We start from the raw sequence: 17,399 nt of genomic DNA, 5'->3' as shown, positions 1-17,399 counted from the left end.
GTGCGAGGATGAGTCCCATGAGCGTCATGGTCTCCGTGTTCGATGCCAGCCGGTCCCGCACGAGCGAGAAGTACACCGCCTACCCGCCGGACGTGCTGCCGATGTTCGTCGCGGAGATGGACAGCATGCTCGCCGAACCCGTGCGGGACGCCCTCGTGGCCGCCGTGACCGCCGGGGACACCGGGTACGTCGGGCACGGCAGGGCCCTGCCCGAGGCGTTCGCGGACTTCGCAGGCGACCGCTGGGGGTGGAAGGTGGACCCCGACCTGGTCCGGACCACCACGGACGTGTCCGTCGCCGCGGTGGAGGTGCTCCGCCGGGTGATCGAGCCGGGCGACCAGGTCGTCATCATGCCGCCCGTGTACCCGCCGTTCTGGGAGTACGTCAGCGAAGCCGGCGGCTCCGTGACCGAGGTGCCGCTCATCGCGCCGGACGGCCCCGCGGACCCGTTCGACACCACGGCCGGGTGGCGGATGGATCTCGACGGCGTCCGTCGTGCGTTCGCCGACGGCGCCCGGACGGTCCTGCTCTGCAACCCGCACAACCCGCTCGGACTCGTCCACGACCGCGCGTCGCTCGTGGCACTCGCGCAGCTCGCCGCGGAGTGGGACGCCGTGGTCGTCTCCGACGAGATCCACGCACCGCTCGTGCACGCCGACGCGACGTTCACCCCGTTCCTCGACTCCTGCCAGGAGGCAGCCGCGCTCGGCGTCGCGTTGACGAGCGCGAGCAAGGCGTGGAACCTCGCCGGTACCAAGTGCGCGCTGATGGTCGGCGCGTCGGACCGGGCACGCGGGTGGTTCGACGGGCTCCCGGGCGAGGTCGTCGAGCGCACGGGCATCCTCGGGTACACCGCGAGCGTCGCCGCCTTCCGCGAGGGCGGTCCGTGGCTCGCGTCGCTGCTCGCCGAACTCGCCGCGAACCGGCGGATCCTCGCCGAGGAGCTCGGGACCGCACTCCCGGGAGCCGTGCACCGACAGCCGCAGGCGTCCTACCTGTCGTGGATCGACCTCGGGGCGCTGCCGTGGGGCGACGACCCCGCGGCGGTGCTCGTCGACGACGCGAAGGTGGCGCTCGCCAGCGGACCGGCGTTCGGGCGGCAGGGGCGCGGCTTCGCCCGGCTCAACTTCGGGTGCTCGGCGGAGACCCTGCACGAGGGGCTCAGCCGACTGCACTCGGCCTACGCCGCCCGATCGGTGTGACGCCTTACTCGAACAGCTGCCAGGACGGCTTGTTCGCGTACGTGTACTTGTAGTAGTCCGCGAGCCGGAGTCCGGCTGCTGCTTCCTCGTCGACCACGACGGTCGCGTGCTCGTGGAGCTGCAGCGCACTGCCGGGCACGAAGGAACTGAGCGGCCCCTCCACCGCGGCGGCGACCGCGGCGGCCTTCGCCGACCCCTGCGCCACGAGCACCAGCTGCTGCGCCTCGAGGATCGTGCCGAGCCCCTGCGTCATGCAGTGCGTCGGCACCTGATCCAGACTGTCGAAGAACCGGGCGTTGGCCTCCCGCGTCGACGGTGCGAGCGTCTTGATGCGGGTCCGTGACGCGAACGAGGACGTCGGCTCGTTGAAGCCGATGTGCCCGTTCGCCCCGATCCCGAGGATCTGCACGTCGATCCCACCGGCGGCACGGATCGCGGCGTCGTACTCCTTCGCCGCGAACTCGATGTCCGCAGCACGACCGTCCGGCACCCGGACCCGCGACGCGTCGAAGCCCAGCGGCGCCACCACGTCACGCGCGATCACCGACGCGTACGACTCGGGGTGCTCCAGCGGGATCCCGACGTACTCGTCCAGGGCGAACCCGCGCGCTTCGGCGAAGGAGATCTCCCCCGCGTCCACGCGGCGCTGCAGGTCGGTGTAGATGCCCTGGGGGCTGGACCCGGTCGCGAGACCGATGACGGCTGACGGCTTCTTCGCCACGACCGAGGCGATCTTCGCCGCAGCGACGCGACCGACCTCAGCAGGCGTGGGCAGGATGATGATCTCCACGGGCACATCCTACTGGTCATGACCAGTCCGCGACAGGGCCGATCAGTCCGCGACAGGGCCGATCAGTCCTCCAGCGCCACGAGCTCCGGCGTCGACCCGAGCGCGCGGAGCGCACCGCGGAGCGACCACGCCGACACCGCCACGATCAGCACGGCGAGCACGAGCACGACGATCCCGGCCGACCCGGCGAACGCCTCGAGGGCGGCGAGCAGCACACCGACGCTGACCCCGAGCACGTGGACCAGGACGGTCGCGGGGAGCGCGGTCTGCTGCACCCGGGCGAACCGCACGAGTGCACGGCGATCGGCGGGCTCGACCGACGACGCGTGCCCGTCGGCGATCGCCTGCTGCACCCGTCCGAGCCGTTCCGGGTCGACGTCGGTCGGGGCGACGCGACGACGATCCGCCATCGTCCAGAGCACGAGTTCGACCGCGACGACGAGGTACGCCAGGAGCGCCGCGGTCCCGATCAGGACAGCGACCGAAGCCGGCGACGAGGACCCGCGGACGAGTCCGACGACGACCGCGACGACGAGCCCGACCACCACGACACCGAGCGAGGCGAACAACGCGAGTCGCCGACCCGGGGTCACGGCGCGCACCACCCCGGCGAGCGCGAGTCGCCATCCTGCGGCCCAGACCCCGTGGTCCGCCCGCACCTCGAGCGCCCTGCTTGCGCGTGCCATGGTCCGAGCGTATCGACCCATCGGTAGCGTGGCGGCATGCCGACGCCCGACTTCGTCCTGTCCCTGCGCGAGAAGATCGGGAACGCCCCGCTCTGGCTGACCGGCGTGACGGCCGTCGTCACCCGCGGCGAGAACGACGACCGCGAACTGCTCGTGGTCCGGCGGGCGGACAACGGCGCCCTGACACCCGTGACCGGCATCGTCGACCCCGGTGAGGAACCTGCGGTCGCGGCCGAGCGCGAGGTCCTCGAGGAAGCGGGCGTCGTCGCGGTCGCCGAACGGCTGGTGTGGGTGCAGACCCTGCCGGAGATGACCTACGCGAACGGGGACCGTGCGCAGTACATGGACCTCGTCTTCGCGTGCCGGTGGTCGTCCGGTGAGCCGTACCCGGCCGACGGCGAGAACACCGAGGCGTTCTGGGCCCCGGTCTCCGCGCTGCCGGCGATGTCCGAGAACATGCGGGAGCGGGTTCAGGTCGCCCTGGCGGGCGAACCGGAGGCGCGCTTCCAGCGCTGACCGGCACCGCCACCAGAGCCGCGGAAGCGACAGATCGTGCCCAGATTCCTGCGGCATTCTGACGCTTTCGCGACCCTGGACCTGGCCCGGACCGCGGACAGTCAGGCGATCGGTGCGATCGCGACGGGTGCGCCGAGGAGGCGCACGGCGACGGCGTCGCCGGTCGCGTGGCGGTCGCCGACCTCGTGCTGGACCGTGACGACGGTGTCGTCGTCGAGGCGGACGGTCGTCCGTCGGATCGATCCGAGGAAGCTCGACGAGACGACGGTGCCGGTGACGCCGTCCGACGCGAACGCGATGTCCTCCGGCCGGACGTAGGCGAGCACCGGGCCGTCGGCGGCCGACTGGTCGAGCGCCGGCACGCGGAACCCGTACACGAAGACGTCCCCGCCGCGGAGGTCCCCGCGGAGCCGGTTCGACTGCCCGACGAAGTCGGCCGTGAACGCCGACGACGGCGAGCGGTAGAGCGCTTCGGGCGTGCCGATCTGCTCGATGCCGCCCGCGTGCATCACGGCGATCCGGTCGGAGACGGCGAGCGCCTCCTCTTGGTCGTGGGTGACGAACACCGTCGTGATGCCGAGGTCGGTCTGGATGCGTCGGATCTCGTCGCGCAACGACACCCGGACCTTGGCGTCGAGGGCGGACAGCGGTTCGTCGAGAAGCAGCACCCGCGGCCGGGTGACGAGCGCACGCGCGAGCGCCACACGCTGCTGCTGCCCGCCGGAGAGCTGGTGCGGGAAGCGGTCCGCGAAGTCCGCGAGGTGCACCATGTCGAGCGCGTCGACCACACGGGTCTTCCGTTCGCCCGTCGGCACCCGGCGCATCTCGAGGCCGAAGGCGACGTTCTGGCGCACCGTCATGTGCGGGAACAGCGAGTACTGCTGGAAGACCATCCCCATGTCGCGCTTGTTCGCCGGGGTGCTCGCGACGTCGGCGCCGTCGATGCGGATCGCGCCGGCGTCGATGCCCTCGAGTCCGGCGAGCGCCCGGAGCGCCGTCGTCTTGCCGCAGCCCGACGGGCCGAGGAGCGACAGGAACTCCCCCGGCTCGATGCGGAGCGACAGCCCCGCGAGGGCGAGGTGGGTGCCGTAGCGCTTCTCGACCGCCTCGAGCTCGACGACGGCGCCGGTGGCTCGGAGCGACGCGGGTGCAGCGGGGGCGATGGTGGTCATGCGGACTCCTTGGAGGTGCGGCGCGTGCCGATCCGGCCGATGGCGACGAGCAGCACGAACCCGAACACCAGGGCGCCGAGCGAGAAGACCGCCGCGACGTACGGGTCGGTCTGCTGCACGAGCACGAGCCCGGTCTGGAACGTCGTGCGGGAGAGGAACGATGCGAGCGTGTACTCGCCGAGGACGACGGTGATCGTCAGGAAGCACGCCGCGATGATGCCGCGTCGGAGGTTCGGCAGGAGGACCCGCCAGGTCACCGTCCACCACGAGGCGCCGAGCGAGCGAGCGGCCTCGGACAGGGTGGTCATGTCGGTCGCGGTGATGGCGGCGGCGACCGGGCGGAACGCGAACGGCAGCGCGATGATCCCCACCGCGAACGCCAGGGTCCACGCGCCGGAACCGAAGACCTGGGAGACGACCTGGTAGACGGGCACGAAGCCGACGACGAGGACCACCGCGGGGACCGTGATCGGCACGATGCAGACGAACTCCAGGATCCGGCGGAGCCTCGGGTACCGCAGCGCGGTGATGATCTGCGCGGGCAGGAGTACCAGCAGCACGATCGCCACGGTGATGAGCGCGATCACGAGCGAGGCGCCGAGGCCGTCGAACACCGGCTGGTAGGTCGCCCGGTTGACCGGGTCGACGATGGCGGCGTAGTGCGCGCCGGTCAGGGCACCTGAGGTCCCCTGGCGGAAGGTGAACTGCACGAGGGCGGCGATCGGGACGGCGAAGACCACTCCGATCACGGCCAGGACGATCGCGGCGGTGACCCGGGACGGGGCGGCGCCGAAGCGTGCCGTGGTGCGCCGCGACCGGCGCCGGCCGGTCTGCGTGACGCGGGGCGAGCCTCCCGTCGCGGTCATCGCTGCCACCTCGATGCGCGACGCTGCAGGAGCGAGTACGCGCCCATCACGACCGCCATCACGACGACCATGCCGAACGCGAGCACGCCGGCGACGTTCTGCAGGCCGATGATCGTCTCGCTCGTGAGCTGGGCGCGGATCGTCAGCGGGACGATGCCACCCTGCGAGATGAGCGCAGCGGCCGTGGCGAACGACGAGAAGCCGTTGGCGAAGAGCAGGAGCAGCGATCCCCAGAACGCCGGTGCGAGCACGGGGAGGGCGATCCGGCGCCAGTAGGTCCAGCGGCTCGCCCCGAGGGTCGCGGCGGCCTCGCCCCACTGGGTCTTGACGCCCTCGAACGCCGGCATGAAGGTGAGCACCATCAGCGGCACCTGGAAGTACGCGTAGGGGAGCACGAGACCGGGGACCGTGTAGAGGAACGCACCGCCGGAGTTGATGTCCCAGTGGAACGTCGACGCCAGCCACGTCGTCACCAGCCCCTGGGCGCCGATCGTGGCGATGAACGCGAAGGCGAGCATCACGCCGCCGAACTGCGCGAGGACGCTCGCGGCGGAGTCGATCATCGAGCGCACGATGCCGTCGGGGGCGAGCGACGACAGCGCCCAGCAGACGATCGCGCCGACGACCGCACCGACGATCGCGGACACCGCGGAGAGCCCGAACGATGCGCCGAACGCCCGGAGCACGCTCGGGTCCGCGAACGCGGCGAGGTTCGCCAGCGTCGGGCGTCCGGTCGCGTCGAAGAACCCACTGCCGACCGCGATCACCGCGGGGACGGCGAGGAAGAGCACCACGTAGGCGGCGAACGGGGTGAGTCCGAGCCACGCGACGCCGCCGCGGCGCCGGACACGGGGTCCGGCACCGCGGCGGGTGGTGGCATCGGCGTGCTCGCTCGTGACGAGCGTCGCCGCGGGCGTGATGCTCGCTGCGGCCGGCGCGCCTGGTGCCGATGCGGTGGTCATGCTGGTCAGGAGCCCATCGTGGCGGACCACTTGGCGGCGAGGACCTTCGATGCCGCTGCGACCTGGTCGTCCGTCAGCTCGACGTAGTCCTTCGGCGCACCGCCGGCGGCGTCGAGGGCGTCCTGGTCGACCTTGCCCGACTTCTCGAGTGCGGCGAGCGTCGACGGGAAGGCACCGGCCTGCAGGTAGAGGTTCTGTACGTCGGCGCTGGCGATCCACTCCTGCCACAGGCGGGCTGCCGCGGGGTGCGGGGCGTCCTTGTTGATGGCCTGCGAGTAGTACGAGCCGAGGGCCTGACCCTTCGGGACCACGGTCTTCCAGTTCTTGTTCCCACTCGTCCCGGCAGCAGGGCCCCACGCCAGGTTGTTGTACGACCACTGGACGACGACGGGGGTCTCACCAGAGGCGACCGTGGCCTGCGTCGGCAGCACGTTCTGGAAGTTGCCCGCCTGCTTGAGCTTGCCGAAGTACTCGACGCCCTTGGTGATGTCGTCGGCCGAGCCGCCGTTCTCGAGCGCCGCCAGGTACACGGCGGACGCTGCCTGGTTCGCCTGCGTCGGGTCGCCCGAGATCGAGACCTTGCCCTTGTACTCGGAGCCGAGCAGGTCGTCCAGGTCCTTCGGGGCCGACTTGATCTTCGAGGAGTCGTAGCCGATCGACATGAGGCCCGTGTAGTCACGCGTCCACTTGCCGTCCGCGTCCTTCAGGTTCGTCGGGATGTCGCTCCAGTTCGCGACCTTGTAGTCCGTGAGCAGGTCGAGGTTCTGCTGCATGACGGCGTTGCCGAGGTCGAGCACGTCCGGTGCCGTCGACTGGCCCTTCTGCGACTTCACGGCGGCGACCTCGTCGGCGCTCGACCCGTTCGGGTTCGCGGAGTTGACCGTGATGCCGTACTTCTTGGTGAAGCCGTCGATGATCTTGCCGTAGTTCGCCCACGACGGCGGCAGCGCGATGACGTTGAGCTGCCCCTCCGCCTTCGCCGCCGTGACGAGGGCGTCCATGCCGCCGGCGCTCTCGGCGCTCGTGGCGGTCTTCCAGTCGGCGTCGCCGCCGCTGCCGGTGGACGCGGAGCTCGTCGCGGAGCAGCCGGCGAGGGTGACGACTGCGGCTGCGGCCAGGGCGAGGCCGGCCAGGGTGCGCTTGTACTGCACGGAGAGGTGCCTTTCGGGTGGCGTTCGAGGTCCCGGGGAGCGGGTTCTGGATGATCGTGGACGCGGCCGGTTTCCGGTCCGTGCTGGATCGGTGAACGCTGGCGGAACGGTGGGGTGCGGTTGTACGTTCGGGTCGAGCGGCGTGCGACTGGTGACGCGGCGCTGACTGGAGGCACGGGTGGAGTTCACGACGACGGTCCTGCAGGCCAGGAAGACGGCGACGGGGCTCCCGGTCCCCTCGGACGTCATCGACGCGCTCGGCGCGGGGAAGCGCCCACCCGTGGTGGTCACCCTGAACGGCGGCTACACCTACCGGTCGACGGTGGGCGTGATGAACGAACAGTTCCTCGTCCCGCTCTCCGCCGAGCACCGTGAGGCTGCGGGGATCGCGGCCGGTGACTCCGTGACCGTCTCGATCGAGGTCGATGCGCTCCCCCGGACGGTCGACATCCCGTCCGACCTGGCCGATGCACTCGCGGCAGCGGGCGTCCGCGCGGCGTTCGACACGCTGTCGAACTCCCGGCAGCGGGCGCTCGTCGATCCGGTCACGCAGGCGAAGGCGCCGGAGACCCGGACGCGGCGCGTCGAGAAGGCCGTGGAGTCGCTCCGCGGCTGAGTGGTGCGGGCCGCGCGGGTGGGGCGGGGGTCCGCGGGTGTTTTCGCGCGTAGGAGGTCGAATCGCGCGTAGAAGGCGTGGTGTTCCGACCTCCTACGCGCGAAAAGGCTTCCGAATGCGGTGGGTAGGGGTTGGAACGTGCACGTTTCAGGCGCCGAGTTCGACCAGGACGCGCGGGATCTCGGCGAGGAGCTCGCTCGCCAGGTAGCCCATCGGCCCCACCTGCACCGCGAGCCGGTCCCCCGCGGCAGCGTGCACGTGCGTCGCCCACACCGCCGCCTGGTCGACGTCGGCACCGCGGGCGAGCAACCCGGTGATCGCGCCCGAGAGGACGTCTCCGCTCCCGCTCGTCCCGAGCCCACCGGAACCGGTTCCCGTCACCCACGTCCGGCCGTCCGGCGCCGCGACGACTCCGGCGAACGAGACCACAGCGCCGTAGCGCTCCGCGATCTCGAGCGCGTCCGCAGCGTGGCCGTCCACCCCGTGGTCGTCCGTCGTGTCGCGCCCGAGCAACCGCCCCGCCTCGCCGGAGTTCGGGGTCATGACGAGCCGACCGCGCAGCGGCTCGAGCTCCTCGACGACGTCGGCGGCCACTCCGAGCGCGAACGCGTCGAGCACCACGACGGTGTGGTCTCCGACGGCCCCGCCCAGCACCCGGACGATGTCCCTGGCGCCGTCCGGCTCGTCGAGCCCCGGCCCGACGAGCACGGCGTCGGCGCTGCCCAGATCGGCTCGGACCGATGCGATGGCCCCGACGGCGACGTGCCCGTCGTCGTCCTCTGCGAGGGCCTCGACACCGGACTCGGGCAGCGCGACCGCGACGTGGCCGGCGACACTCCGTGCGACCGCGAGCGTCAGCCGCCCGGCACCGACGCGGAGTGCAGCGACGGCGGCGAGCATCGCGGCGCCCGGTGTCCTCGCCGCACCACCGACGACGAGCACCTGGCCGCGGCCGTACTTGCCGGCGCCGGCTCCCGGCAGCGGCCAGGCTCGGAGGAAGTGCGGGGTGATGACCTCAGACGGCACGGACGTCGTCCTTCCGCCCGCTGTGCTCGGTGACCTCGGCTTCGGAGTCATCGACGAGGTGCTCGACCGCGGAGAACTCCTCGAGCGCCCACGGCGCACCCACCGCGTCCCGCCGGAGGCGCGTGAGGGACGCGTTCTGGACGGTGTGCGACTCGGCGAACTCCGTCAGCGCCGGCTCGTCAAGGTCGAGGCACACGGCGACGGCGAGCATGACGACGGCGTCGTGCGCGGCGATCACCAGTCGCTCCGGCTCGTCGAGCCGGTCCACGTCGACCATGAGCGAGCGCAGGCGGAGCAGGACGTCCGCCCATGACTCGCCGCCCGCGGGCCGGTGGTAGTACTTCCCGAGCCACCGCCGTCGGCGTTCTTCGTCCGGGTACCGGTTCCGCACGCCGGCCAGCGTGAGCAGGTCGAGCACGCCGAGCTCGCGATCCCGCAGCCGTTCGTCCACTCTGCGTGACGGCAGCGCGAGCCCACCTGCGTCGAGCGCGAGGTCGATCGTCTGCTGCGCGCGACGATACGGCGAGACCCAGAGCGCGACCGGGACGTCGTCGACCCCGCGGGCGGCGAGCTCCGGGCCGAGGGCGCGCGACTGTCGTTCCCCGAGCGGGCTCAGCGGGACGTCGGCATCGCGGTGCTCGACCTCGATGACGTCGGCGCCCGCGGCATCGGCCTGTGCGGCGGCGACGTTGGCGGTGGACTCCCCGTGGCGGACGAGCCAGATCTCGGTGACGGCCATACCGCCACGCTAGGCCTGGTCCGGTCACGCCGCGGCCAGGATCGCGCTCGGCCCCGGGCGGACGGCACACGGGAGCCCCGCTGCCCGGAGTCGATGCGCCAACGGCTCCGGGAGGTGCAGATCACGCCACTCGACCCGCACGACACGGCGGACGTCCGGCGAGGTGAGCAGGAGTTCTTGCCGTCGTTTCTCGTCGATGAAGGCGTCGGCAGGGGACCTGCCGGCCAGGTACCGCTCTTGCGTGTACTTCACGCGACCGTCGATCTCGACGACGACACCCTGCTCGGGGAACCAGAAGTCGACGACGATCCGGCGCCCGTCGAGCACGAACTCCTGCTGCAGGACCGGCTCCGGGAGCCCGAGTTCCCGGAAGACCACGCGTGCGAACGACTCCGCCGGCGAGCCGGAACGCGCGTCGGCGAGCTCCAGCACGAGTTCGGCCGTGCGCCGACCACGAGCTGCCGGGTATGCGGCGAGTGCGTGGTCGAGCTGGGCGGCGGACACCCCACGACGAAGCGCAGAATCCGCCAGGACCACCGCGGAGCGGACGTCACCCGTGAGTGCGACGTCGATCACGGTGCGTTCGACGGTCGTCGCCGTCACCCGTCCGTCCCGCGCGACCTCCGACGCCCCGAGCGGACGGGTGTGCAGCACGAGACCGGGACTCCGGCTGCGGTACCGGGACCTCGGCACCGTGACGTGGACGTCCTCCGGCCAACCGGCGAGCCACGCGAGTCCGTGCAAGGCGGCCGCCGAAGCGTGCGACGCCGAGGCCGGTGCGCCCAGCCGGAGCAGCCTGGCGTGCACACGTGTGACGTAGCGGGTTCGGGGGCCGGCGGCGTTCCAGTCGAGCGCCCGCACGAACGCGTTGGGACCGACTCGGACGAGCTGGTCGGGGCCGGGACGAGCAGTCCGGCGGCGCATCGCTGAGCCGGACCGGCCGGCTTCTCGGGTGGGCGTGGACCTGTGGATCGGGAGTGGCTGTTCCATGTCACCCACGCTGCCGGACCGGCCACCTGCACTGGCGCGGTGCGGCGCCGACGGTGGACGAGCCTCCAGGCCGGCGATCTGTGGAGGGCTACCGCTTCCCACCCACTTCATCCGCGATGGAAAGCGGAATAGCGCGTAGGAGGTCGGAACAACCGACCTCCTACGCGCGTTTCGGCCTCCCACGCGCGAAACAGCTGCCTACGCGCGAAACGCCCCCACCCACGCGGAGCTGCCACTCCGCGCGACACGACGCCGGACGAGCGCACCCGTGCCCGTCCGGCGTCGCGGTCCCCTACGCCCGCTGCACCCGCAGCGTGACGATCTCGAACGGCCGCAGCGTCAGCGACACGGGCGAGCCCGCGTCCCACGACTCGCCGAGCGGCCGCTCGAGCAGGTCCACCTGCGCCACCGAGGCGACGTCGAACCCGAAGTCCACGCCGACGTCCGTGGCACGACCGCCGAGTCCCTCGTAGAGCCGCACGATGACGTCCCCCGACCGGTCCTCGGCGAGCTTCACGGCCTCGACGAACACCTGCGGCGACGACACGACGACGAGCGGCGACACCGGGGCCGAACCGGCGACCGTGCGCACCGGCAGGTTGAGCCGGTACCCGGAGTCGGCGGCGTCCAGCACCGACTCCCCGACGCGCAGCACCGTGCGGAACACGTGGTGCCCCTGGTCGGCGTGCGGATCCGGGAACGTCGGGCCGCGGAGGAGCGACTCGCGGACGAGCGTCGTCGTCCCGCCGTCGGCACGCGTCGACCGGGTGATGTCGTGCCCGTAGGTCGAGTCGTTCGCGACGGCGACACCGAACCCGGGCTCCGCGACGTGCACCCACCGGTGCGCCGAGGTCTCGAAGCGGGCGAAGTCCCACGACGTGTTCTGGTGGGTCGGCCGGTCGATGTGCCCGAACTGGATCTCGCTCGAGGCGACGCTGGCCCGCACGTCGAGCGGGAACGCCAGCTTCAGGAGCTTCTGCTGCTCGTGCCAGTCGACCTCGGTCTCGATGGTGAGCTCCGGTTGCCCGGCGACGGCCGAGTAGCGCGTGGTCACGGTCGACGAGCCGACCGGACGGACCACGACGAGCGAGTCCCCCTCGACCGACACCGAAGTGGCCGACAGCGCGTTCCCGTTGCGCTGGTACGCGCGGTCGATGTCCCACGCCTCCCACTGGTTCGGGGTGTCGCGGAACACGGTGTACTCCGCGGCGACCGTCCCGGGCGCGATGGCGTCGCGTCCGGTCGCGTGCTCGACGAACGACACGACGTGGCCGGCCGCGTCGATGGTCGCCACGACCGCGCCGGTGTCGAACACGAAGTGGTCGCCGGAGCGGACGGGAGGCGCGGCTTCCGGCTCCGAGCCGAGGGAACCACCCAGGGCGGTTGCGTCCCCCGCACTGACCGGCGACGCGTTGAACCGCACGACGGTCCCGTCGGTCGAGCCGCCCGAGAGCGCGGTCGTCGCGTCGCCGATCAGCCCCTCGAGCGTCTCGGCGACGAGCCGGTAGTTCTCCTCGGCGTTCTCGTAGACCCACGCGATCGAGGAGCCGGGCAGGATGTCGTGGAACTGCTGCAACAGGACGGTGTGCCATGCCGCTTCGAGCTGCTCGTAGGGGTAGTCGAGCCCGAGGCGCACGGCAGCGGTCGCCGCCCAGAGTTCGGCCTCGCGGAGCAGGTGCTCGGAGCGACGGTTGCCCTGCTTCGTGCGGATCTGCGACGTGTAGGTCCCGCGGTGGAACTCGAGGTACATCTCGCCGGACCAGACGCCGGGGACGGGGAGCTCCTGCTCGAGCTGCTCGAACACCTGTGCGGGCGTCCCGAGGTCGACGCGGGGCGAGCCGTCGAGGTCGTGCTGACGGTGGGCTGCTGCGACCATCTCGCGCGTGGGACCACCGCCGCCGTCGCCGAAGCCGTAGAGCAGCATCGACGTGTTCGCGGTGCCGCGCTCCTTGTTCTGCCGCTCCCCGCGGTGCAGGTCGGCGGGCGAGACGTCGGAGTTGTACGTGTCCGCCGGGGGCAGGTGCGTCAGGATGCGGGAGCCGTCGATCCCCTCCCAGTGGAACGACGTGTGCGGGATGACGTTCGTCTCGTTCCACGAGGGCTTCTGCGTGACGAACCACTTCGACCCGGCTGCCCGGACGATCTGCGGCAGCGCCCCGGTGTACCCGAACGAGTCCGGGAGCCATGCCTCCGGGGTGTCGACGCCGAACTCCTCGAGGAAGAACCGCTTGCCCGCGACGAACTGCCGGGCGAGCGCCTCACCGCCGGGCAGGTTCGTGTCCGACTCGACCCACATGCCGCCGACCGGGATCCACCGTCCTTCGGCGACGCGCTGCTTGATGCGCGCGAAGATCGACGGGTACTCGTCCCGGATCCACGCGTACTGCTGGGCTGACGAACACGCGAAGGTGAAGTCGGGATCGCGGTCCATCAGGTCGAGCACGTTCGAGAACGTCCTGGCGCACTTGCGCTTCGTCTCCCGGACCGGCCAGAGCCAGGCGGAGTCGATGTGGGCGTGCCCGACGGCGATCGCCCGGTGCGCCGCTCCACTCGCGGGGACGGCGAGCACCGGTGCGAGCACCTCGCGGGTGGCTGCGGCCGTCCCGGCGACGTCGTCCGGGTCGAGCGCATCGGCGGCACGCTCGAGCGCCCGGAGGATGTCCGCGCCACGGGTGCCGTCGGTCGGCAGCTCCGCCATGAGCCCGCGGAGCACCCAGAAGTCCTGCTGGAGCTCCCACACCGTGTCGTCGCGCTCGACGACCTCGAGCGCGCGGAGCCGGTAGATCGGCTCGTCGCCGGCGGTCTTCCGGGACCCGAGCGGCGTCGCGCCCTGGAACGAGTCGCCGCCGATGTCCGGGTTCGCTCCTGCCTCGACGTAGAGCTCGAACGACTCCCCTGGTCCGACGGCGAGCGGCACGGCGTTGTTCCGCGGCTCGATGGCCTTGATCGTGGTGCCGTCCGGCCGGTACGCGAGTCCCTCGGCCTGGAACCCGGGGTGGCGCTTCGTGAACCCGAGGTCGACGAGCAGCTCGGCGGTCGTGCCGTCAGCGGTGCCGAAGTCCTCGGGCACCGTACCCGTCACCTTGAACCACGTCGTGCCCCACGGACGGCCGCCCCACGCCGAGCCCACCGTGAACGGCGTGAACTCCTGCGTGACGGCGTCGGCGAACGGCACGGGTTCGTCGGGCACCTCCCACGCCGTCACCGTCACGGGTGCCGACCGGCGGTGGACCGCCGGGTCGATCCGGTCGCGGACGAGGCGGGCGATGCGGGCCTCGACGAGCGGTTCGTCCTTGTGCATGGAGTTGCTTCCTTTCGCAGGGAGTTCGATCAGCCCTTGATGCCACCGGCGAGGGCGTTGCCGCCGCCGAGGCCTCGAGAGACGACCACGTAGAGCGCGATCACGGGCACGGAGTAGAGGATCGAGAACGCCGCGAGCTGCCCGTAGGCCACGGCGCCGTACTGCCCGAAGAAGTTGAAGATGCTCACCGCGGCGGGCACCTTGTCGGGCGACAGGAGCAGGACGAAGGGGACGAAGAAGTTCCCCCAGGCCTGGATGAACACGAAGATGAACACCACGGCGATCCCGGGACGCATGAGCGGCACGACGATGCGCGTCAGCGTGGTCATCATCGAGGCGCCATCGGTCCACGCCGCCTCCTCGAGCGAGATCGGCACGGAGTCCATGAAGTTCTTCGCCATCCAGATCGCCATCGGCAGGCTGGACGCGGCGAGGAAGAAGATGCAGCCCCACACGTTGTCGATCAGGTTGAGCGACACGAACAGGCTGTAGACGGGCACCATCATCGCCGTGATCGGCAGGCAGGTGCCGAACAGGATCCCGTAGAGGAACGGCTTGTTCACCCGCATCTTGTACCGGGACAGCGGGTACGCCGCCAGCAGCGCGACGACCACCGTGATGAGCGCGCACCCGCCGGAGAGCAGCAGGCTGTTCGCGAGCGGGATGAACGACAGCTCCGGTGTGAGCACCTTCGTGAAGTTGTCGAGCGTGAACTGCGACGGCACCTTCACCGACAGTGAGGCGTTCGCGTCGACCGATGCGAGCACGAGCCACAGCAGCGGCACCGCGAAGCAGATCGCCACGATGAGCAGCACGATGTTCGACACCCACCGCATGGTCCGCCCGCGGGGCGACGTCATGTGCAGCGCACCGGGAGCGGTCACGGATCGGGTGGTCGTGTCGGGACGAGCAGCGGTGATCGCCATCAGTCCACCTCCGGCTTCAGCGCCCGGATGTAGACGATCGAGAAGAGCGCCCCCACCACGAGCAGGATGGTCGCGATCGCGGTCCCGAAGCCGAGCTGCGAGAACTTGAACGCCTCCTGGTACGCCAGGATCGGCAGGGTCGACGAGTCCGTTCCCGGACCGCCGGCGGTCATCACGTAGATGAGGGTGAACACCGACAGCGTCTGCAGCGTCGTCAGCATGAGGTTGGTGGAGATGGACCGCCGGATGACCGGGAGCGTGATGTAGACGAGGCGCTGCCAGCCGGTGGCGCCGTCGACCTCGGCCGACTCGGTGATCTCCTCGGGGACCTCCTGGACGGCGGCGGAGTACACGAGCATGGAGAACGCGGTGCCGCGCCAGATGTTCGCCAGGATGATGCTGAGCATCGGGAGCGCGTACAGCCAGTTCGGCCCGGTGATCCCGATCAGCCCGAGGAACGAGTTGAGCGTGCCCTTGTCGTTGAAGAACGCGTACGCGGCGAACGCGGCGACGATCTCCGGCAGGACCCAGGCGGCGACGACGAAGGTGCCGACGAGCCCGCGGATGACCTTGTTGGCGTTCCGCATGAGGAGTGCGAGCCCGAGACCGACGACGTTCTGGCCGACGACGGCCGAGGCGATGAGGAAGACCAGCGTCAGGACGACCGACTTCGGGAAGTCCTTGTCCTGGAACAGGTCGATGTAGTTCTTGAAGCCGATGAACTCCTGGTTCGCGGCGCCGGCGCCGGTCAGTGCGGAGTTCGTGAACGACCCGTAGAACGACGAGATCACGGGGCCGAGCAGGAAGATGACGAGGAGGACCACCGCGGGGAGGAGCGGGACCGCTCGTCCCACGTTCCGCAGTGGGCGCCGCTTGCGCGGCACGGGTGGGTCGGTGCGCTTCGGCGAACCGGGCGCCGACAGCGTCGGCGCGATCGGGGTGCTGGTCATGCGGGTGCCGCCTTCATGGGGTGCTGACGGAGCTCAACAGGGGAGGGTCGGACTGGAGGCTCGTGGCGGGGCCGCAACGAGCCTCCAGTCCGTCATGTGGTCACGTCAGCCGACGTCGACCGTCTTGTCCTTGCCGACCACGCCGATCAGGGACTGGTCGTAGGTCGCAGCCGCCTGTTTCGGCGTCTGCTGGCCGGTCATCACCGATTCCATGGCGACCTGGATGGCGTTCGAGATCTGCGAGTAGTCACTCGTCGCCGGGCGGAAGTTCGTGTGTTCCACGAGCCCGGAGAAGAACTTGAACGTCGGGTTGGACGCGTCGTACTTCGGGTCCTCGGAGACGTCCTTGCGGACAGCGATCTGCGAGTTCTCGATGTCGTACTTCATCGAGCCGTCCTTGTTCAGGAACGTCGAGATGAAGTCGAACGCGGCCTGCGGGTTCTTCGAGTTCTTGCCCACCGCGAGCGTCCAGCCACCGGACATGCTGTTGTAGCCGGGAGCCTGCCCGTTCTGCGTCGGCATCGGCGCCTGACCCATCACCGTCGACCAGTCGGCCCACGGAGCGGTGCCGGACTTCAGCCAGGTGCCGGACTGCCACGACCCGTCGAGGTCGATCGCGAGCTGGCCCTTGGGGAGCCAGGTCTGCGCGATCGTGGTGCCGACGTTGGTGTCGAGCGCCTGCTGCGGTGTCGGGCCGAGGCCGCCCTGGTAGACGTCCTTGATGAACTGCAGGGAGTCCTCGAACTGCTTCGAGCCGGTGACCCACTTGCCGTTCTTGTAGAGCGTGTTGCCCTTGCCGTCGGCGCCGTACAGGAGCATCTCGAAGCCCTGCATCGTCGACGCCTCGCCCTGCGGCTTGCCGGAGTAGACGTTGAACGGGATGACGTCTGGCTTCTTCTCCTTGATGGTCTTCGCCGCCGCGAGCACGTCGTCCCAGGTCTTGGGCTGCCACGGGACGGGGAGGCCGACCTCCTTGAAGATGTCCTTGTTGTACCAGAGCGCACGGGTGTCGGTGCCCATCGGGACGCCGTAGATCTTGCCGTCGTCGCCCTGACCCGCCTGCTTGGCGTTGTCGTAGAACTGATCCCACTCCTTCCACTTCGCCGTGTACTTGTCGAGCGGCAGGAGGTAGCCGGCCTCGGCGTCGGCCTTCACGAGGAAGGTGTCCTCGTACATGACGTCGGGAGCGGTGGCCGGGGCCTTGTTCATCAGCGCGAGCTTCGTGTAGTAGTCGTTCTCCTGCGCCTGGATCGGCACGAGGGTGACCTTGACGCCAGGGTGCTCCTTCTCGTAGGTCTTCTTGACGACCTTCATCTGGGCGTCGAGCTGTTGGAAGGAACCGAACTTCTGGTACGCGATCTTGATCGTGTCACTCGAGGCGGACCCCGAGCTCGAGCAGCCTGCCAGGCCGAGCGCGGCGACTGCCACGGCTGCGAGTCCGGCGATGATTCGGGTGCGTTTCATCGGTGCTCCTTTGCACAGGTGATGTGTGCGCGGGCCCCATCG

At 70.5% G+C, this 17,399-nt stretch carries 16 protein-coding genes; 3 read left to right on the top strand and 13 right to left on the bottom strand.

Translation table 11 applies throughout. From position 1 onward, the window contains the following. The first annotated feature begins 17 nt into the window (after window positions 1–17). Entirely contained in the window at window positions 18–1,202 is a 1,185-nt protein-coding gene (locus ACEN9V_RS13895; RefSeq protein ID WP_413600785.1) for a MalY/PatB family protein, read from the top strand. Between the two features lie 4 nt (window positions 1,203–1,206). Here ACEN9V_RS13895 and nagB read toward each other — a convergent pair whose 3' ends face one another. Both nagB and ACEN9V_RS13885 read right to left on the bottom strand, forming a co-directional pair. After that, the gene (nagB, locus tag ACEN9V_RS13890) at window positions 1,207–1,992 is read right to left on the bottom strand and encodes a glucosamine-6-phosphate deaminase (protein ID WP_413600784.1); all 786 of its coding nucleotides are present in this window, start codon (window positions 1,990–1,992) and stop codon (window positions 1,207–1,209) included. Between the two features lie 62 nt (window positions 1,993–2,054). Continuing rightward, window positions 2,055–2,678 carry a hypothetical protein gene (locus ACEN9V_RS13885; RefSeq protein WP_413600783.1) on the bottom strand — a complete coding sequence of 208 codons (624 nt, stop codon included), beginning with the start codon at window positions 2,676–2,678 and terminating at the stop codon, window positions 2,055–2,057. Between the two features lie 36 nt (window positions 2,679–2,714). On the opposite strand from ACEN9V_RS13885, the gene ACEN9V_RS13880 reads away from it, so the two are divergent. After that, on the top strand, window positions 2,715–3,194 hold the full coding sequence (locus tag ACEN9V_RS13880; RefSeq protein WP_413600782.1) for an NUDIX hydrolase: 480 nt from the start codon (window positions 2,715–2,717) through the stop codon (window positions 3,192–3,194). A gap of 101 nt (window positions 3,195–3,295) precedes the next feature. Here the strand turns inward: ACEN9V_RS13880 and ACEN9V_RS13875 are convergent, their stop codons facing one another. Genes ACEN9V_RS13875 through ACEN9V_RS13860 form a run of 4 tightly spaced genes read right to left on the bottom strand, consistent with a single transcriptional unit; the run spans window position 3,296 to window position 7,345 of the window. Continuing rightward, a complete protein-coding gene (locus ACEN9V_RS13875; RefSeq protein WP_413600781.1) occupies window positions 3,296–4,366 on the bottom strand; it encodes an ABC transporter ATP-binding protein in 1,071 nt (356 codons plus the stop codon). Further along, window positions 4,363–5,232 carry an ABC transporter permease gene (locus ACEN9V_RS13870; RefSeq protein WP_413600780.1) on the bottom strand — a complete coding sequence of 290 codons (870 nt, stop codon included), beginning with the start codon at window positions 5,230–5,232 and terminating at the stop codon, window positions 4,363–4,365. Before ACEN9V_RS13870 ends, ACEN9V_RS13875 begins: the two co-directional genes overlap by 4 nt. Beyond that, window positions 5,229–6,194, bottom strand: coding sequence for an ABC transporter permease (locus tag ACEN9V_RS13865; RefSeq protein WP_413600779.1), 966 nt, complete (start codon window positions 6,192–6,194; stop codon window positions 5,229–5,231). Before ACEN9V_RS13865 ends, ACEN9V_RS13870 begins: the two co-directional genes overlap by 4 nt. Before the next feature lie 5 nt (window positions 6,195–6,199). Beyond that, complete coding sequence (locus ACEN9V_RS13860; protein WP_413600778.1) at window positions 6,200–7,345, bottom strand: ABC transporter substrate-binding protein; 1,146 nt, start codon at window positions 7,343–7,345, stop codon at window positions 6,200–6,202. Between the two features lie 178 nt (window positions 7,346–7,523). Here ACEN9V_RS13860 and ACEN9V_RS13855 point away from each other — a divergent pair, with 178 nt between their 5' ends. Beyond that, complete coding sequence (locus tag ACEN9V_RS13855; RefSeq protein WP_413600777.1) at window positions 7,524–7,961, top strand: YdeI/OmpD-associated family protein; 438 nt, start codon at window positions 7,524–7,526, stop codon at window positions 7,959–7,961. Window positions 7,962–8,108: 147 nt separating this feature from the next. Here ACEN9V_RS13855 and ACEN9V_RS13850 read toward each other — a convergent pair whose 3' ends face one another. The 7 genes from ACEN9V_RS13850 to ACEN9V_RS13820 form a co-directional block, all read right to left on the bottom strand. Then, entirely contained in the window at window positions 8,109–8,987 is an 879-nt protein-coding gene (locus tag ACEN9V_RS13850; RefSeq protein ID WP_413600776.1) for an NAD(P)H-hydrate dehydratase, read from the bottom strand. Continuing rightward, the gene (locus tag ACEN9V_RS13845; protein WP_413600775.1) at window positions 8,977–9,726 is read right to left on the bottom strand and encodes a histidine phosphatase family protein; all 750 of its coding nucleotides are present in this window, start codon (window positions 9,724–9,726) and stop codon (window positions 8,977–8,979) included. Before ACEN9V_RS13845 ends, ACEN9V_RS13850 begins: the two co-directional genes overlap by 11 nt. 24 nt (window positions 9,727–9,750) lie before the next feature. Then, window positions 9,751–10,716, bottom strand: coding sequence for a hypothetical protein (locus ACEN9V_RS13840; protein WP_413600774.1), 966 nt, complete (start codon window positions 10,714–10,716; stop codon window positions 9,751–9,753). A gap of 292 nt (window positions 10,717–11,008) precedes the next feature. After that, window positions 11,009–14,017 carry an alpha-mannosidase gene (locus ACEN9V_RS13835; protein ID WP_413600773.1) on the bottom strand — a complete coding sequence of 1,003 codons (3,009 nt, stop codon included), beginning with the start codon at window positions 14,015–14,017 and terminating at the stop codon, window positions 11,009–11,011. 29 nt (window positions 14,018–14,046) lie between these two features. Then, window positions 14,047–14,943 carry a carbohydrate ABC transporter permease gene (locus ACEN9V_RS13830; protein WP_402727187.1) on the bottom strand — a complete coding sequence of 299 codons (897 nt, stop codon included), beginning with the start codon at window positions 14,941–14,943 and terminating at the stop codon, window positions 14,047–14,049. Then, on the bottom strand, window positions 14,943–15,893 hold the full coding sequence (locus ACEN9V_RS13825; protein WP_413600772.1) for a carbohydrate ABC transporter permease: 951 nt from the start codon (window positions 15,891–15,893) through the stop codon (window positions 14,943–14,945). Before ACEN9V_RS13825 ends, ACEN9V_RS13830 begins: the two co-directional genes overlap by 1 nt. Before the next feature lie 105 nt (window positions 15,894–15,998). Then, entirely contained in the window at window positions 15,999–17,357 is a 1,359-nt protein-coding gene (locus tag ACEN9V_RS13820; protein ID WP_281265926.1) for an extracellular solute-binding protein, read from the bottom strand. Between the last annotated feature and the right edge of the window lie 42 nt (window positions 17,358–17,399).

Source organism: Curtobacterium sp. Curtsp57 (assembly GCF_047324335.1).
Classification (GTDB): Bacteria; Actinomycetota; Actinomycetes; order Actinomycetales; family Microbacteriaceae; genus Curtobacterium.
This window is presented reverse-complemented; position numbering and strand designations above follow the sequence as displayed.